We start from the raw sequence: 14,617 nt of genomic DNA on the forward strand, positions 1-14,617 counted from the left end.
TTCCCCGCGCCCCTAAAAGCAAAAGACTGCGCCGTTCCCCGCGCCCCTGGACAGCCCCGCGCCCCTGGCCAGTTGGGGGTCAGCGTTCCAGGAGTGTTCTGCCTCCTAGTTCTATCCAGCCTTCTGGTTGGGGGGCTGTGAGGAGTTGGGAGCCTTTGCCCTGGATTATGTTCAGGGCTCGGCCCAGTTGGGCTGTCAGTTGCAGGGCCGCGGCGCCCGTCGCCTCATCCTCCTCTATGCCGTCCCCCCGGCCGGGGAAGCCCCGGGCGCGGATGCGGCCGGCCGCCTCGTCCTCCCATGCCCAGGCGTACAGCCACTCACCGGGCGGCGGGACAGGCAGCGCGTCGACCTCCGCCGCCGTGTCGTAGCGGCGCAGTGTGCGTGGCTCCGGCCACTCCGGGCGGGCCTCGATCCACGTGAACTCGCCGTCCAGGCGGGTGCCCACCACGCCCGCGGGCGTGACGAGTTCGGGTACGTCCAGCAGCCAGGCCGCGCCCACGCAGGGGTATCCGGCGAAGGGCAGCCGCACGCTGGGCGTGTAGATGTCGATGACCCCGCGCTCGGGGTCATCCACGAACACCGTCTCGCTGAAGCCGAGTTTCGCCGCGAACGCCTGCCGCTCGTCCCGCTCCGGCAGTACGGAACCCTCCCGCACGACCCCGAGTTCGTTGCCGTACTCACCGCGCGGCCCACAGAAGACCCGCAGCACGTCGTAATCAGTCACGCGGGCATCCAACACCATCGCGGTGGCGCACGTTCGGTCAGCCTTCGGTCAGGCCTGGGCGGCGTCCGTCACGGGGTTCGTCGTACGGCGGCGACGTACCGCGAACACCACGCCCGCGCCCGCCGCGACGGCAGCCGCGGCAGCCGTTCCCAGTGCGCCCACCGGGACGTCGGAACCGGTGGAGGCGAGGCCGCCGGTCACCCCGCCCGAGGTGGAGCCGGTCGTGCCCGCGCCGCCTGTGGTTCCGCCGGTGGTTCCGCCGGTCGTGCCACCCGTGCTGCCGCCCGTGCCGGAGGACGAGGTCGGGTCGGGGTCCGGGAGTTCGGCGTCCTCGGACAGGGCCACCGCGACGTCGACCGGGTCGAGTTCCGCGCCGGCCTGGTAGAAGCCGCCGAAGGCCTTCGCGCCCGCCTCGGTGAGGGTGGTGGTGACGTCGTCGAGGGTGATCACGTCGTCCTCGGCGGTCAGGTCGGCCGACTTGGGCTTCAGCTTGGCGAGGGTCACGTCGGCGGACTTCTCGCCGAGGCTGTCGACGTCGGCGGTCAGCTTGCCGGAGCCGCCGTCGATCTCCGCCTTCAGGTCGCTGAGGGTGAGGTCGAGACCGTAACTGCCGTTGTCCTCATGGCCCTTGAAGTTAACCGAACCCTTGAAGGAGGCCTTGAGGGTGTCGGCGTCCGTGTCGTAGGTGCCGGTGGCGTCGGGGAAGGTGAAGGTGCCGTTGCCGGACGCCTGCTCCGCCCCGCCCGAGACAGTGATCTTGCCCTTGGCGACGCCGTCCACGACGTACGTACGGAAGGACTGCTTCACGCCCCAGCCGAGCGTGCCGTAGAGGATGTCCCCCTTGGAGGGGGCCTCGGTGGGCTCGGACGTCTGGCTCGTGGACGGGCTGCCCGGCGGGGTCGTGGAAGGGGTGACCGGCGGAGTGGTCGACGGAGTAGTCGACGGGGTGGTCGGCGGAGTCGTGGAGTCCGAAGGCGTCGGGTCCGGCGACTCGGTCTTCTTCTCCAGCACCGTCAGGGGATCGCCGGCCGCACCCGAGTAGGCGGAGCTGCCGAAGACGTCCCCCGCCTCCTTGGTCAGCTCGGTCGCCATGTCGGTCATCGTGCGGTTGACGGTGACCTCGGCGAGCGGCACGTCCTGCTGGGTCGTACCGGCCTTCGTCACATCAGCGGTGACCGTGGCCTTCTTACTGTCGAACTGCACGTCCGACAGGGCGAGTTCGAAGCCGTGCGGCTTGGAGACGATGTTCAGGGAGCCCTCGAAACCGAGCGCGACGGTGTGCGCCTCGGAGTCGTAGCTCCCGGCGCCGTTGACGAACGTGAACACGCCGTTGTCCTTGGCCTGCGCGGCACCGCCCTCGGGCGTGAAGGCGCCGGCCGCCATGCCGGTGACGTAGTTGCGGTACGACTCCTTGATGCCCCACGTCAGCTCGTAGCCCGTAAGCGGCACTTCGGCGGCGGAGGCGGACGTCGCGGCGAGCGCGGTGGCACCGAGCGTGACGGCGGTCGCGCAGGCTGCGGCAAGGGCTATGGGGCGGCGGCGATTGGCGGCCATGGTCGTGGGTCTCCTCGGTTCAGCGTCTGGGAGTCATGTGGGCGAGCTCGATCAACTGGCGGGTAATGATAGGGAGTTCAGTGCTCGTCGGAGGAAGCGGAGGAAGCAGAGGAAGCGGGGGCCGCTGGGGTGTCGGACGCCTGTCGCGTGCGGCGCCTGCGGGTGAGCAGGACGGCAGCGGCGGCGACCGCGGCCAGGAAGGCCGCCGCGAGGCCGATGGGCAGGACAGGTACGTCGTCCGAGTCACTCGCGGTGGCCTCGGTCTTCGGCTCGGCCGTCGTCGCCTCGGCGTCCGCGGCCTTCGGCGTGGCCGACTCGGTGCTGCCCAGGTCGGGCAGGGCGGGCAGTTCGGCGCTGTCGGTCAGGGCGACGGCGAGGGAGACCGGGTCCATCGCGGTGCCTGCCTTGTACATCCCGCCGAAGGCCTCCGCGCCGGCGGCGGTGAGCTTCGTGGGTGACTCGGTGACCTGGGCGAGGCCGTTCTTCGGCTTGAGATCCTTGGCGGTGAAGGTGACGAGCGGCACCTTCTTCTGTGTCTCGTTCTTCTGTGTCTCGTTCTTGGGTGTCTCGCTGCCGTTCGTGACGTCGGCGTAGAGCGTGCCCTTTCCGTCGTCCGTAACCTTGGCCCGTACCTCGCCGAGCAGCAGGTCGAGGCCCTGCTCGCCGGTGAAGCGGACGGCTCCGGCGAAGGTCGCGTCGAGGCTCTGCTTCTTCTCGTCGTACGTGCCCGAGCCCGCCGGGAAGCGGAAGAGCGCACCGCCGTCCTGGGCGCCCCCGGTGAGCTCCCACTCGCCCTGGGCGATGGCGCCGGTGACGTACTCGCGGAAGGTCCTGCGCACACCCCAGTCGACGGCGCCGTCCTCGATGCGGCCCGAAGTCGCCTTGCTTTCCTTGGACTTGGGCTTGGAGGCGGTCGCCGAGGGGGACGGTGTGCGGGTCGGCCCGGTGGCCGCCGCCTTCACGTCCGCGGAGAGGCTGACCGGGTCGAGGGCGGTGCCCGCCGTGTAGTACCCGGCGAAGGACTTGGCCCCCTGGGCGGTCAGCGTGGCGGGCAGGTTGTTCAGTTGGACGGCGTTGCCGCCGCCCTTCATGTCGATGCCGCCCAGGGAGAGGGAGGCGAAGGGCACCTGCGAGGCCGTGGTGACCGCCCCGGTGCCCTTCGCCTTGCTGATGACGTCGACGTAGAGAGTGCCGCCGTTGCCGGAGAGGCGGACGGTGGGACGGCTGATCGTCAGGTCGAGCTGGTGGGTTCCGTCGCTCTTCTTGTGCCCGAGGAAGTGGACCCCGCCGGAGAAGCCCGCGTTGAAGGCACCGGAGGAACCGTCGTACGTACCGGTCGCCGAGTGGAAGCGGAACTGGCTGCCGCCGACCGTGGCCGCGCCTCCGGTGAGGGAGAAGCCGCCGTTCGCTATCGGCCCGGTGACATAGCTCTGGAATGAGGACTTGATGCCCCAGTCGAGCCTGCCGCCCTGCACGGTGCGGCTCGCCGCGTTGGCCTGGCCGGCCGGGAGCAGCGCCACGAGGACCGCTGCGCAGAGCAGGGTCACGTAGGTGCGTCGGTGCGGTGGCGCTGGCGCTGGCATGTGTCCTCCGGGGCGGGTGGATCTGGCCGGATGTGGTGACATCCTGGCGAGAAAGGTAAGGCTAACCTAAGCTATGTCCGCTGATGCGGGAAGTGTGGGACGAGACAAACGGGGACCGGGGGTTGTTCTTTGGCCGCCGGTTCGTTGTGGCTCGGCGCGCAGTTCCCCGCGCCCCTGAAGGGGCGCTCCCCCTGGCGGCCAGTGAAGCGAAAGGAACTACGCGACAGTGCGACGCATGCGTACACGAGTGGCGGGTGCACTGCTTGCGGTGCTTGTGCTCGCGGTCACGGGCTGTACCTCCGACGACGGATCGCCCCAGAGCGAGCCGGCCGCCGGGGCCGGCGCCGCCGCTGACCGGGTCGAGCCCCTCTCGGACACACCGGACCCGCAACTCCCGGTCACCGTGCGCTCGTCCGACGGCCACGACGTCACCGTCAAGGACGCCGAACGCATCGTTCCGCTCTCCGGCAGCCTCAGCGAGATCGTCTTCACCCTCGGCCTCGGGGACCGGGTCGTCGCCCGCGACATCACCGCCACCTTCACGCAGGCGGAGAAACTGCCGGTGGTCACCCGCAACCACGACGTCTCCGCGGAGAGCGTGCTCTCCCTCAAGCCCGACCTGGTGCTCGCCGAGGCCACCACAGGGCCCGCGGAGGCGATGGGCCAGATCCGCGACGCGGGCGTACCCGTCCTCGTCGTCGATCCGGCCAAGGGCCTCGACGACGTGGGCCCGCGCATCGAGACGGTGGCCCGCGCCCTCGGCGTACCGGCCGCGGGGAAGGAGCTCACGCGGCGCTCGGAGGCTCGGATCGCCGCCGTGCGCAAGGACGTTCCGGAGAAGACCGACGAGCCGCGCGTCGCCTTCCTCTACCTCCGCGGCTCCGCGTCCGTCTATCTGATCGGCGGCAAGGGCTCGGGGGCCACCTCGCTGCTCGAAGCCGCGGGTGCCGTGGACGCGGGCGCCGAGTCCGGCCTGAAGAAGGACTTCACCGCGATCACCACGGAGGCTCTCGCCCAGGCGGCCCCCGACGCGATCCTCGTCATGTCCAAGGGCCTGGAGTCCGTCGGCGGCATCGACGGCCTGGTCGAGATACCCGGCGTCGCCCAGACCCCGGCCGGGATGGACCGCCGGATCGTCTCGGTCGAGGACGGCGTCCTCCTCAACTACGGCCCCCGCACGGACGCGGTACTGAAGTCCATCGTCGGCCAGTTGTACGGGGACGGGGACGGAGACGGGAACGGGGACGACACCAAGTGACCGTGACCGACGAGGCCGTGCCCGACGATGGCCCACCACCGGCCGAGGACCTGCCGGTCGAGGACATGCCGGACCGGGCAGACCGGGCGCACCAGGCGGACCGGGTTCCCGAAGCCCCGCCCGTCCGCGCCCCTTCCCCGCGGACCCGGCGTGGCGCCCCGTGGCTGCTCACCGTCGCACTCGCCGTCCTTCTCCTCCTGCTCACCCTCGCCTCCGCCGGACTCGGCGCGTACGAGATCTCGCCCGGTGACGTCCTGTCCTCCGTCGCGCACCGTGTCGGCCTGGGAGGCGGCGAGCTGGACCGGGTCCCCGAGTCCGTGCTGTGGAACGTGCGCTTCCCGCGGATCGTGCTCGCGCTGCTCGTCGGTGCCTCGCTGGGCTGTGCGGGCGCGCTGATGCAGGGCGTGTTCGGCAACCCCCTCGCCGAACCGGGCGTCATCGGCGTCTCGTCGGGTGCCGCGGTCGGCGCGGTCGCCGTGATCTCGCTCGGCCTGGACTTCCTCGGCACCTGGACCGTCCCTGCGTTCGCCTTCGTCGCGGGTCTCGGCACGGCACTGCTCGTGTACTCGATGTCCCGCTCGGGCGGCCGTACGGAGGTCGTGACACTGATCCTCACCGGTATCGCGGTGAACGCCTTCGCGGGTGCGCTGATCGGCCTGTTCATCTTCCTGGCCGACACCGCCGCAGTGAACCAGATCACCTTCTGGCAGCTCGGTTCGCTCTCCCAGGCGACCTGGCCGAAGGTGTGGGCGGTGCTGCCGTGCGCGGCGGCCGGTCTCGCCGTGGCGCCGTTCTACGCGCGCAAGCTGGACCTGCTGTCGCTGGGCGAGCGCCCGGCCCGGCACCTGGGAGTGGACGTCGAGCGGCTGCGCGTCGTCCTGGTACTGGTCGTCGCGCTCCTTACGGCCGCGGCCGTCAGCGTCTCCGGCGTCATCGGCTTCGTGGGCCTCGTCGTGCCGCATCTGCTGCGCATGGCGGCGGGCCCCGGCCACCGCTTCCTGATTCCCGGCAGCGCCCTGGGCGGTGCGGTGGTCCTGCTCGCGGGCGATCTCGCGGCGCGCACCGTCGCCGAGCCCGCCGAACTGCCGCTCGGTGTGCTGACCGCCCTCTTCGGCAGCCCGTTCTTCTTCTGGCTGCTGCGCAGGACCCGTCGCAGGCAGGGAGGCTGGGCGTGAGCATGAAAAAGCTGAACTTGAGAGGTCTCCGTACGAGGACCGTGCGGCCGGGGCCCGTCGCTCCCGGTGACGTACTCGCCGAGGCAGCGGACCTGCACGTCCGGCTCGGTGCCCGCGAGGTGCTGTCCGGCGTGGACGTCGAGGCCCGCGCGGGCGAGGTGCTGGCGCTGGTCGGCCCCAACGGGGCGGGGAAGTCCACCCTGTTGGGCGCGCTCGCCGCCGACCTCCCGGCCGCCGGGGGTGTCGTACGGGTCCACGGGCGGCCCGTGTCCGACTGGTCGGCGCCCGAACTGGCCCTGCGCCGTGCGGTGCTCCCCCAGTCCGCCTCGCTCTCCTTCCCGTTCCCGGTCGAGGACGTCGTACGGATGGGTCGGGCGCCCTGGGCCGGCCGGCCCGAGGAGGAAGAGGACGACGCGGCGGTGGCCTCGGCCATGGCGGCGACCGAGGTCACCGGGTTCGCGGCCCGGCCCTTCTCCGCGCTCAGTGGCGGCGAGCGGGCCAGGGTCGCCCTCGCCCGGGTGCTCGCCCAGCGTGCCCGGCTGCTGCTGCTCGACGAGCCGACGGCCGCACTGGACCTGCGGCACCAGGAGTTGGTGCTGCGGGTCTGCCGGGAAAGGGCGCGCGAAGGGGACGCGGTGGTCGTGGTGTTGCACGATCTGGGTCTCGCCGCCGCGTACGCGCACCGGGTGGTGATCCTGTGCGCCGGGCGTGCGGTGGCCGACGGGGCGCCCGCGGAGGTCTTCACCGACCGGCTGCTTTCGGACGTCTACAAACAGCCGGTGGAGGTGTTTCCCCACCCGCGCACCGGTGCGGTCATGGTGGCCCCCGTCAGGGGTTCTTGACCCGTCTTTGACTGTTTCGTGGGGGGCGGACAACGCCTCCGTGACCGGGCCGTGCCCGTACACCGTCCATGAGAGCTGAATCACTGGACAGGCGACTTTCAGTCAGGTAAGCCTCAGATAAGTTAGGCAAGCCTCACCCAGCGATCTCACCCAGCAACCTCACTCCGTTCCTGTGCCTTCCCTGTGAACCCCCGTCTTCCCTGTGACCTTCTGTCTTCCCTGTGACCCTCTTGGAGCCTGTATGCGAGCCGTCCGACTCTCCGTCGTCACCGCTGCCGCCACCGCGGCGGCGCTGGCCGCTGTCACGGGTTGCACCGAGAAGAGCGGCGCGTCGAGCGAGGACCGCGTCATCGAGGTGACGGCCTCGGACAGCAAGTGCGAGGTGTCGAAGAAGGAGATCACGGCCGGGCACGTACAGATCGACGTGACCAACAAGGGTTCCAAGGTCACTGAGGTCTACCTGCTCTTCCCCGACGACCGGATAGTCACCGAGCGCGAGAACATCGGCCCCGGCACCAGCCAGAAGGTCACCGCCGAGGTGAAGGCGGGCGACTACCGGATCGCCTGCAAGCCCGGCATGAAGGGCAAGGGCATCCGGCAGGACCTCACGGTCACCGGCGGCGGCAAGGTCGCCAAGCGTGACCCGCGCCTGGACGCGGCGGTCGCCGCCTACCGGCAGTACGCGCAGGAGCAGGCCGACGAGACGCTGCCCAAGGTCAAGGTCTTCACGGACGCCGTCAAGGCCGGTGACGCCGAGGCCGCGAAGAAGGCCTATGCCGGCTCGCGCATCGGCTGGGAGCGGACCGAACCGGTCGCCGAGTCGTTCGGTGACATCGACCCGAAGGTCGACCTGCGCGAGGACGGTCTTGAGGAGGGCCAGGACCTGGAGAAGGACTGGACCGGCTGGCACCGCCTGGAGCGCTCGCTCTGGAAGGACAAGAAGCTCACCGACCGCGACACCGAGCTCGCCGACCAGCTGGTCAAGGACCTGGAGGACTGGCAGAACCGGGTCGGCAAGGCGGAGATCACCCCGACCTCGATGGCCAACGGCGCGAAGGAACTGCTGGACGAGGTCGCCACCGGCAAGGTCACCGGCGAGGAGGAGCGCTACTCGCACACCGACCTGGTCGACTTCAAGGCGAACGTCGAGGGCGCCGAGAAGTCGTACGAGCTGCTGAAGCCGGTCGCCTCGGAGAACGACGCGGCGCTGACGAAGGAGCTCGACACCCAGTTCGCGGCGCTCGACACGCTGCTGGACAAGTACCGCGAGGACAAGAACTCGTACGACTTCACCTCGTACGACAAGGTCGGCAAGGCCGACCGCAAGGAGCTGTCGGACGCGGTGAACGCGCTCGCGGAGCCGCTGTCCAAGCTCGCCGCCGCCGTCGTCGCGAAGTAGGGACGGCCATGACGGACACGCCCTCCGAGGAGACCGGACCGGCCGGTCCTGCCGGCCCGTCGCGGCGTTCGCTGCTCGGCTGGGGCGGTGCCGGGCTCGCGCTGGGTGCCGCCGCGGCCGGTGGTGCGGTGGCGGTGGCCCGGGCGGGCGACGACGCCGAGCCGACGGCCGCCGGGTCGGGTGCCGCGGTCGCCTTCCACGGCACGCACCAGGCGGGCATCGCGACCCCGGTGCAGGACCGGCTGCACTTCGCCGCCTTCGACGTGAAGACGACGGACCGGGCCGCGTTCGTCCAGCTGCTGAAGGACTGGACCGGGGCGGCCCGCCTGATGACCGCCGGGCAGGCGGTCGGCGAGGGCGCGTACGGCGGTCTGGCCGAGGCGCCGCCGGACGACACCGGCGAGGCGCTCGGCCTCAAACCGTCCCGGCTGACTTTGACGATCGGCTTCGGTCCCTCGCTGTTCGAGAAGTTCGACCTCGCGGACCGGCGGCCCGAGGCCCTGGCCGAACTGCCGAAGTTCGCGGGCGACAACCTCGATCGGAACCGCAGCGGCGGCGACCTGTGCGTCCAGGCCTGCGCGGACGACCCCCAGGTGGCCGTGCACGCGATCCGCAACCTGGCCAGGATCGGCTTCGGCAAGGTCGTCATCCGCTGGTCCCAACTGGGCTTCGGGAAGACCTCGTCGACGACTCCGGACGCCCAGACCCCGCGCAACCTCATGGGGTTCAAGGACGGCACCCGCAACATCGCGGGCACCGAGACCGACCGGCTGAAGAAGTTCGTGTGGGTCGAGGAGCAGGACGTGGACCCGAACTCGGCCTGGATGACCGGCGGTTCCTACCTGGTCGCCCGCCGCATCCGCATGAACATCGAGACCTGGGACCGCACCTCCCTCCAGGAGCAGGAGGACATCTTCGGCCGCGACAAGGGCGAGGGCGCGCCCGTCGGCAGGGCGAAGGAGCGGGACGAGCCGTTCCTGAAGGCGATGAAACCCGACGCGCACGTACGGCTCGCGCACCCCGACACCAACGCCGGGGCGACGCTCCTGCGCCGCGGCTACTCGTTCACCGACGGCACGGACGGGCTCGGCCGTCTGGAGGCGGGCCTGTTCTTCCTCGCCTACCAGCGCGACGTACGCAAGGGTTTCGTCCCGGTGCAGCGGAGCCTGGCGGCGGACTCGCTCAACGAGTACATCCAGCACGTGGGGTCGGCGGTCTTCGCGATCCCGCCGGGAGTCGTGGACAAGGACGACTGGTGGGGCCGCTCTCTGTTCTCGACCCCGTCCAAGACCCCCAAGACCCCCAAGAACTCCGCGAACTCCAAGGAGGCGTAGGCCGTGTTCGGCAACTATCTGATCGGTCTGCGCGAAGGGCTGGAGGCCAGCCTCGTCGTCTGCATCCTCATCGCCTACCTGGTGAAGACGGACCGCAGGGACGCGCTGAAGCCCATCTGGATCGGCATCGCCGTCGCGGTCGGGCTCGCGCTCGGTTTCGGCTTCGCGCTCGAATTCGGCTCCCAGGAGCTGACGTTCGAGGCACAGGAGGCGCTCGGCGGCTCGCTGTCGATCATCGCGGTCGGCCTGGTGACGTGGATGGTCTTCTGGATGCGGCGCACCGCCCGCCATCTGAAGGCCGAGCTGCACGGAAAACTGGACGCGGCGCTGCGGATGGGCACGGGCGCGCTGGTCGCGACGGCGTTCCTGGCGGTGGGCCGTGAGGGCCTGGAGACGGCCCTGTTCGTCTGGGCGTCCGTGCGCGCGTCGAACGACGGCACCCAGGGCCCGCTGCTCGGCGTGCTCCTTGGCATCCTGACGGCGGTCGTGCTCGGCTACCTCTTCTACCGGGGTGCGGTCCGCATCAACCTCGCCAAGTTCTTCACCTGGACCGGCGGCATGCTGGTGGTCGTGGCGGCGGGTGTCCTCGCGTACGGCGTGCACGACCTCCAGGAGGCCGACTTCCTGCCGGGTCTGACGAACAAGGCCTTCGACATCAGCGAGACCATCCCGCCGGACAGCTGGTACGGCACGCTCCTGAAGGGCGTGCTGAACTTCCAGCCCGACCCGACCGTCGTCCAGGTCGTCGTGTGGGTCGCGTACCTGGTGCCGACGCTGGCGTTCTTCCTGGCGCCGTCGCGGGCGGGCCGTACCGGGACCACGTCACCGGCTCCGGTGCGCGAAGAGGTCTGAGACCCCGCAGCCCGTACGTTTCCCGGCCCCGGTAGGGTTCGCCTCCGGGAATGGGGAAGGTGAAGGCACTCGATGAGCAGGGATCGCGGCCCTCGAAGGCCTCGCAGGCTTGGCCGGAGCACGCTGACAGCGGCCTCGGTGACCGTGCTGTCGTCGGTGTTGTCGATGACGGCGAGCGGATGCGTGGTGGTGCACGGGGAACGGGAGATCCTCCCCGGAGCCACGAAGGCCGAGGCCACGCGCGCCCTGGCGGACTTCACCGCCGCCTACAACAAGGCGAACGGCGCCAACGACCCGTCCCTGGACGCGGACCGGGTCACGGGCGCCCTCGGAGACATCGACGGGGCGAAGCTGAAGGCCGGCGGCAAGAACCAGCCGGGCGGCAACCCCAACTACGTACCGCTGAAGCTGACCGACACCGAGTTCACCATCCCCGAGAAGGCGGGCTGGCCGCGCTGGTTCGTCGCCGACGCGAAGGCCAACAAGGGGCGCGGTGAGGATCGTTGGCTGCTGGTGTTCACCCGCGGTGACGCGGACGGGCTGTGGGAGGTCTCGTATCTGACGATTGCCTCCGCCCAGGAGATACCGGAGTTCAAGAAGGACGAGGACGGCTGGGCCCAGCCGGTCACGGCGGACGAGACGGACCTCGCGATCGCCCCCGGGCGCCTGCCTCAGCGGTACGCGACCTACCTCAAGGACGGCGGCGACGGCTTCGAGGCAGGCGCCCACACCACCAAGTGGCGCTCCGACCGGGCGGCGGACGCGGCCCGCCCCGGGCTCGCCCAGCAGTACATCGACGAGCCGCTGACCTCAGGCGACTACGCCCCGGTGGGCCTGCGCACCGCGGACGGCGGCGCCCTCGTGTTCTTCACCACCCGCCACTACCAGAAGCAGACGGCGGCCCAGGGCGTCCCCATCAACGTCACCAACGCCGACGTGAAGGCCCTGCTGACGGGCGAGCCCAAGCAGTCCCTGACCCTGGAATCCATCTCCAACCAGGCAGTCCTGAACCCCCCGAAGTCCGCCCCGAACCCTCAAATAAAATTCCTGAGCAGAATCCAGGGCCTGACAGCAGCAAAGGGCGAGTAGAGGGGAACGGTTTTTTTAGGGGCGCGGGGAACGGCGCAATCTTTTCGCTTTCAGGGGCGCGGGGAACGGCGCGACCAGCCACAACGCACCCGCACAACACAACGCACCCCGACGGAGTCACCCCCGCAAAGGCCACGCCGCAACATGCTCCCGCTCTTCCCCCGCATACCGAGCACATTCATCAGTCAACACTTCAAGCAACGACAACGGATCCGGCAGCGCAAACTCAGGCCCCCGCACCCACCCCACCGTCAGCTCCCCCGGCAACCGCGCAGGCGGCACCAGCACATACGACCCACGGCAGTGCCACCGCAGCCCCGGATGCTCGTCCATCGTCTCGGGATGGCAGTCCAGCTCGCACGGCCACCACTCGTCCTCGTCCTCGGGCGTACCGCGCGTGGCGGTGAAGAAGAGCATCCGGTCGTCCCCGGACAGCGCGACCGGCCCGACCTCGATCCCCGCGGCGAGCAACCGGTCCAGCGCCTCCTGCCCGGCCTCCACCGGTACGTCCAGCACGTCGTGCACCATGCCGGTCGCGGTGATGAAGTTGGCCAGCGGCTGATGCCGGGCCCACCGCTCGATCTGCGCCCGGTCGGTCGTGGACTGCGTCTGCCAGGCGAAGGAGATGGGGTGCCGCGCGGGGGTCGGACACCCGACGCGGTCACAGGAACACCGGTAGGCGGAGGGATGGGCGGCGGGCGCGAGCGGCAGCCCGGCTCCGGCGGCGGCCAGCAGCAGTTCCTCACGGTTCGCGGAGTCGTCCGCGGCGTCCGGTCGTGGGCGCCGGCCGCGCAGCCACTGGGAGATCCTGCCCTGCCCGCCGGAGCGGCGGCCCATCTCTGCGCTCATCGATCCCCTCGCCTGGCTGTTGTGCCGACAGCATGCCTCATGGTCCCACCTTCGCGTGCTCCGGGGGGCCGGAGACCACATCCGGGGTAGGTGGGGTGATGCCCGCCCGGGGCAGCGATCGAGTGTCATTGCGTACTTTGATGCGATTTGCCCGCCTACGGTGTCGGCATGGTCACACGGACTGCGCTGACGGGTATCGCCGGTCTCACGTCCCTGGCCCTCGTGGGACAGGCCGGGGCGGTCGCACCGCTGGAGTGGGGCGCCGGCCCGCTGACGGTGTCAGCGCTCCCCCGCGTCGTCTACACGGCGCACCGCGGCGGCGCCCGGGAGGTTCCGGAGAACAGCATGTCGGGGCTCATGACCGCGTACGAGCGCGGGACGGCCCAGGTGCTCGACCTGGACACCCGGATACTGCGCGACGGGACGATGGTGGTCATGCACGACGCGACCCTGAACCGTACGACCTACATGGGCGGTCCGGTGCAGGCGCTCGACCGGCGGGACTGGGAGGGGGTCAGGCTGCGGCCCAGGGCGGCGCTGCCGGGCAGCTGGCGTTCGGAGCGGCCGCCGACGCTCGCGGAGGTGCTGGACCGTTTCGGCGGGCGGGTGGTGCTGATGACGGAGGCGAAGGACCCGCGGAGCCTCGCGACCCTCGCCGCCATGATCAGAAAACGGGGCCTGACCCGCTCGGTGCTGGTCAACTCCAACCATCCCGCGGTGGCCCTGCGCACCCACCGCATGGGCCTGCTCTCGCAGCTGTGGCGCTCGGCCCGGCAGATGCGTACGGACCGGCCCGAGCGGTGGCGGCCGTTCGTGGACGTCCTGGACGTGGACCACAGGGCCCGCGACCGCGATCTCGTACGGGCCGTCCGGTCCGGCATCCCGCGGGTGTGGGCGCACACGGTGGTGACGCCGGCGCAGCGCGACCGCGCCCTCGCGCTCGGCTGCGACGGGGTCATCACGGACGCGCCGGGCCGCCTGGCCCGGACCGAGGGGCAGCGGACCCCGGGACGGTGGAGGGCAGGTCAGCGAGGGGCGAGGCCGTAGAGGGCGTACTCGACGAGTTTGTCCGTGTACTCGTACGTGATGGGGCCCGTGTACTGGAGCCAGCGCTGGGCGAGCGGCGAGACGAAGAGCTCCAGGGCGATGCGCGGGTCGAGGTCGGCGCGCACGGCGCCCTGTTCCTGGGCGGCGCGCAGGCGCTTCACGTACAGCTGGAGCTGGGGTTCGAGGAGCTTGCCGACGAACTCCCTGCCGACCTCCTCGTTGACGACACCCTCGGCCGCGAGGGCCCGTGACGGGGCCTCGAAGGCGGGGTCGAGCAGTTCGTCGACGGTGGCCCTCAGCACCAGCTTGAGGTCGGCCTCCAGGTCGCCGGTGTCGGGGATCTCGTACGCCGCCTGCTCCCCGATGACCTCCGCCCGGTCGGCCGCCTCCGCCGCCTGGGCGCTCAGGTCGATGAACGCCTCCAGCAGGACGTCCGCCTTCGACGACCACCACCGGTAGATCGTCTGCTTGCCGACGCCCGCGCGGGCGGCGATGCCCTCGATGGTGGTCTTGGGGTAGCCGACCTCGGTCACGAGGGCGAGGGCGGCGTCGTAGATGGCGCGGCGGGAGCGTTCGCTTCGGCGGGTGGAGTCGGGAGGCATGGGTCGAAGCTACCAGCTCGACAAGACGACGCGTCTCGCCAAGAAGGTTCTTCATTCCCGTCCGTTTCGGGGGCTCCGCCCCCGAACCCCCGTTGCGCAGTTCCCCGCGCCCCTGGAGGTACCTCCCCAGGGGCGCGGGGAACTGCGCGATCTTTTAGCGGGGTCTGGGGGCGCAGCCCCCAGAAGTGACGGGAAGGGTAGGGGCGGCGGGGGCGAAAAACCCCCGGGGGACCCCGCGCCCGAGGGGCTCAGCCCTTTTCCAGGAACTGCTCTCTCTCGTCGCCCAGCAGCGCCTGGAGGGCCGTGCGC

General features: G+C 70.6%; 13 protein-coding genes. 8 read left to right on the forward strand and 5 right to left on the reverse strand.

Going from position 1 to position 14,617, the window contains the following annotated elements:
* Positions 1–79: 79 nt before the first annotated feature.
* The 3 genes from AOK01_RS18115 to AOK01_RS18125 form a co-directional block, all read right to left on the reverse strand.
* Positions 80–724, reverse strand: a complete 645-nt coding sequence (locus AOK01_RS18115; protein ID WP_055512916.1) for a PhzF family phenazine biosynthesis protein — start codon at positions 722–724, stop codon at positions 80–82.
* Positions 725–772: 48 nt separating this feature from the next.
* A complete protein-coding gene (locus tag AOK01_RS18120; protein WP_055512896.1) occupies positions 773–2,278 on the reverse strand; it encodes an HtaA domain-containing protein in 1,506 nt (501 codons plus the stop codon).
* A gap of 77 nt (positions 2,279–2,355) precedes the next feature.
* On the reverse strand, positions 2,356–3,861 hold the full coding sequence (locus AOK01_RS18125) for an HtaA domain-containing protein (protein ID WP_055512898.1): 1,506 nt from the start codon (positions 3,859–3,861) through the stop codon (positions 2,356–2,358).
* Between the two features lie 235 nt (positions 3,862–4,096).
* Between AOK01_RS18125 and AOK01_RS18130 the strand changes: the two genes are divergently transcribed.
* The 7 genes from AOK01_RS18130 to AOK01_RS18160 all read left to right on the forward strand — a co-directional run bounded on the left by AOK01_RS18130 (position 4,097) and on the right by AOK01_RS18160 (position 11,810).
* Positions 4,097–5,119 carry a heme/hemin ABC transporter substrate-binding protein gene (locus tag AOK01_RS18130; RefSeq protein WP_055512900.1) on the forward strand — a complete coding sequence of 341 codons (1,023 nt, stop codon included), beginning with the start codon at positions 4,097–4,099 and terminating at the stop codon, positions 5,117–5,119.
* A 65-nt stretch (positions 5,120–5,184) separates the two neighbouring features.
* A complete protein-coding gene (locus tag AOK01_RS18135) occupies positions 5,185–6,294 on the forward strand; it encodes a FecCD family ABC transporter permease (RefSeq protein ID WP_055512918.1) in 1,110 nt (369 codons plus the stop codon).
* Positions 6,295–6,296: 2 nt separating this feature from the next.
* Positions 6,297–7,136 carry a heme ABC transporter ATP-binding protein gene (locus AOK01_RS18140; protein ID WP_107099841.1) on the forward strand — a complete coding sequence of 280 codons (840 nt, stop codon included), beginning with the start codon at positions 6,297–6,299 and terminating at the stop codon, positions 7,134–7,136.
* A gap of 241 nt (positions 7,137–7,377) precedes the next feature.
* Positions 7,378–8,535 (forward strand): iron uptake system protein EfeO, encoded by a 1,158-nt coding sequence (efeO, locus tag AOK01_RS18145; RefSeq protein ID WP_055512904.1) that lies wholly within the window; start codon positions 7,378–7,380, stop codon positions 8,533–8,535.
* Positions 8,536–8,543: 8 nt separating this feature from the next.
* The gene (gene efeB / locus AOK01_RS18150) at positions 8,544–9,869 is read left to right on the forward strand and encodes an iron uptake transporter deferrochelatase/peroxidase subunit (RefSeq protein WP_055512906.1); all 1,326 of its coding nucleotides are present in this window, start codon (positions 8,544–8,546) and stop codon (positions 9,867–9,869) included.
* A gap of 3 nt (positions 9,870–9,872) precedes the next feature.
* Positions 9,873–10,721: an iron uptake transporter permease EfeU gene (efeU, locus tag AOK01_RS18155; protein ID WP_055512908.1), complete on the forward strand. Its 849-nt coding sequence runs from the start codon at positions 9,873–9,875 to the stop codon at positions 10,719–10,721.
* Positions 10,722–10,793: 72 nt separating this feature from the next.
* Positions 10,794–11,810 carry an SCO2278 family lipoprotein gene (locus AOK01_RS18160; protein WP_055512910.1) on the forward strand — a complete coding sequence of 339 codons (1,017 nt, stop codon included), beginning with the start codon at positions 10,794–10,796 and terminating at the stop codon, positions 11,808–11,810.
* A gap of 117 nt (positions 11,811–11,927) precedes the next feature.
* On the opposite strand, the gene AOK01_RS18165 is transcribed toward AOK01_RS18160, so the two are convergent.
* A complete protein-coding gene (locus AOK01_RS18165; RefSeq protein WP_055512913.1) occupies positions 11,928–12,659 on the reverse strand; it encodes a bifunctional DNA primase/polymerase in 732 nt (243 codons plus the stop codon).
* Positions 12,660–12,827: 168 nt separating this feature from the next.
* Here AOK01_RS18165 and AOK01_RS18170 point away from each other — a divergent pair, with 168 nt between their 5' ends.
* Entirely contained in the window at positions 12,828–13,706 is an 879-nt protein-coding gene (locus AOK01_RS18170) for a glycerophosphodiester phosphodiesterase (protein ID WP_055512920.1), read from the forward strand.
* Here the strand turns inward: AOK01_RS18170 and AOK01_RS18175 are convergent.
* The gene (locus AOK01_RS18175) at positions 13,685–14,308 is read right to left on the reverse strand and encodes a TetR/AcrR family transcriptional regulator (protein ID WP_055512914.1); all 624 of its coding nucleotides are present in this window, start codon (positions 14,306–14,308) and stop codon (positions 13,685–13,687) included. The genes AOK01_RS18170 and AOK01_RS18175 overlap by 22 nt on opposite strands.
* Positions 14,309–14,617 lie beyond the last annotated feature (309 nt).

Origin of the sequence: Streptomyces aurantiacus (genome assembly GCF_001418335.1) — a bacterium.
Lineage (GTDB): Bacteria > Actinomycetota > Actinomycetes > Streptomycetales > Streptomycetaceae > Streptomyces > Streptomyces aurantiacus.

Bases quoted from the DNA above. Each gene is read 5' to 3' on its own strand.
- AOK01_RS18120 (WP_055512896.1), bottom strand. From the start codon at position 2,278: ATGGCCGCCAATCGCCGCCGCCCCATAGCCCTTGCCGCAGCCTGCGCG.
- AOK01_RS18125 (WP_055512898.1), bottom strand. From the start codon at position 3,861: ATGCCAGCGCCAGCGCCACCGCACCGACGCACCTACGTGACCCTGCTC.
- AOK01_RS18130 (WP_055512900.1), top strand. From the start codon at position 4,097: ATGCGTACACGAGTGGCGGGTGCACTGCTTGCGGTGCTTGTGCTCGCG.
- AOK01_RS18135 (WP_055512918.1), top strand. From the start codon at position 5,185: ATGCCGGACCGGGCAGACCGGGCGCACCAGGCGGACCGGGTTCCCGAA.
- AOK01_RS18140 (WP_107099841.1), top strand. From the start codon at position 6,297: ATGAAAAAGCTGAACTTGAGAGGTCTCCGTACGAGGACCGTGCGGCCG.
- efeO (WP_055512904.1), top strand. From the start codon at position 7,378: ATGCGAGCCGTCCGACTCTCCGTCGTCACCGCTGCCGCCACCGCGGCG.
- efeB (WP_055512906.1), top strand. From the start codon at position 8,544: ATGACGGACACGCCCTCCGAGGAGACCGGACCGGCCGGTCCTGCCGGC.
- AOK01_RS18160 (WP_055512910.1), top strand. From the start codon at position 10,794: ATGAGCAGGGATCGCGGCCCTCGAAGGCCTCGCAGGCTTGGCCGGAGC.
- AOK01_RS18165 (WP_055512913.1), bottom strand. From the start codon at position 12,659: ATGAGCGCAGAGATGGGCCGCCGCTCCGGCGGGCAGGGCAGGATCTCC.
- AOK01_RS18170 (WP_055512920.1), top strand. From the start codon at position 12,828: ATGGTCACACGGACTGCGCTGACGGGTATCGCCGGTCTCACGTCCCTG.
- AOK01_RS18175 (WP_055512914.1), bottom strand. From the start codon at position 14,308: ATGCCTCCCGACTCCACCCGCCGAAGCGAACGCTCCCGCCGCGCCATC.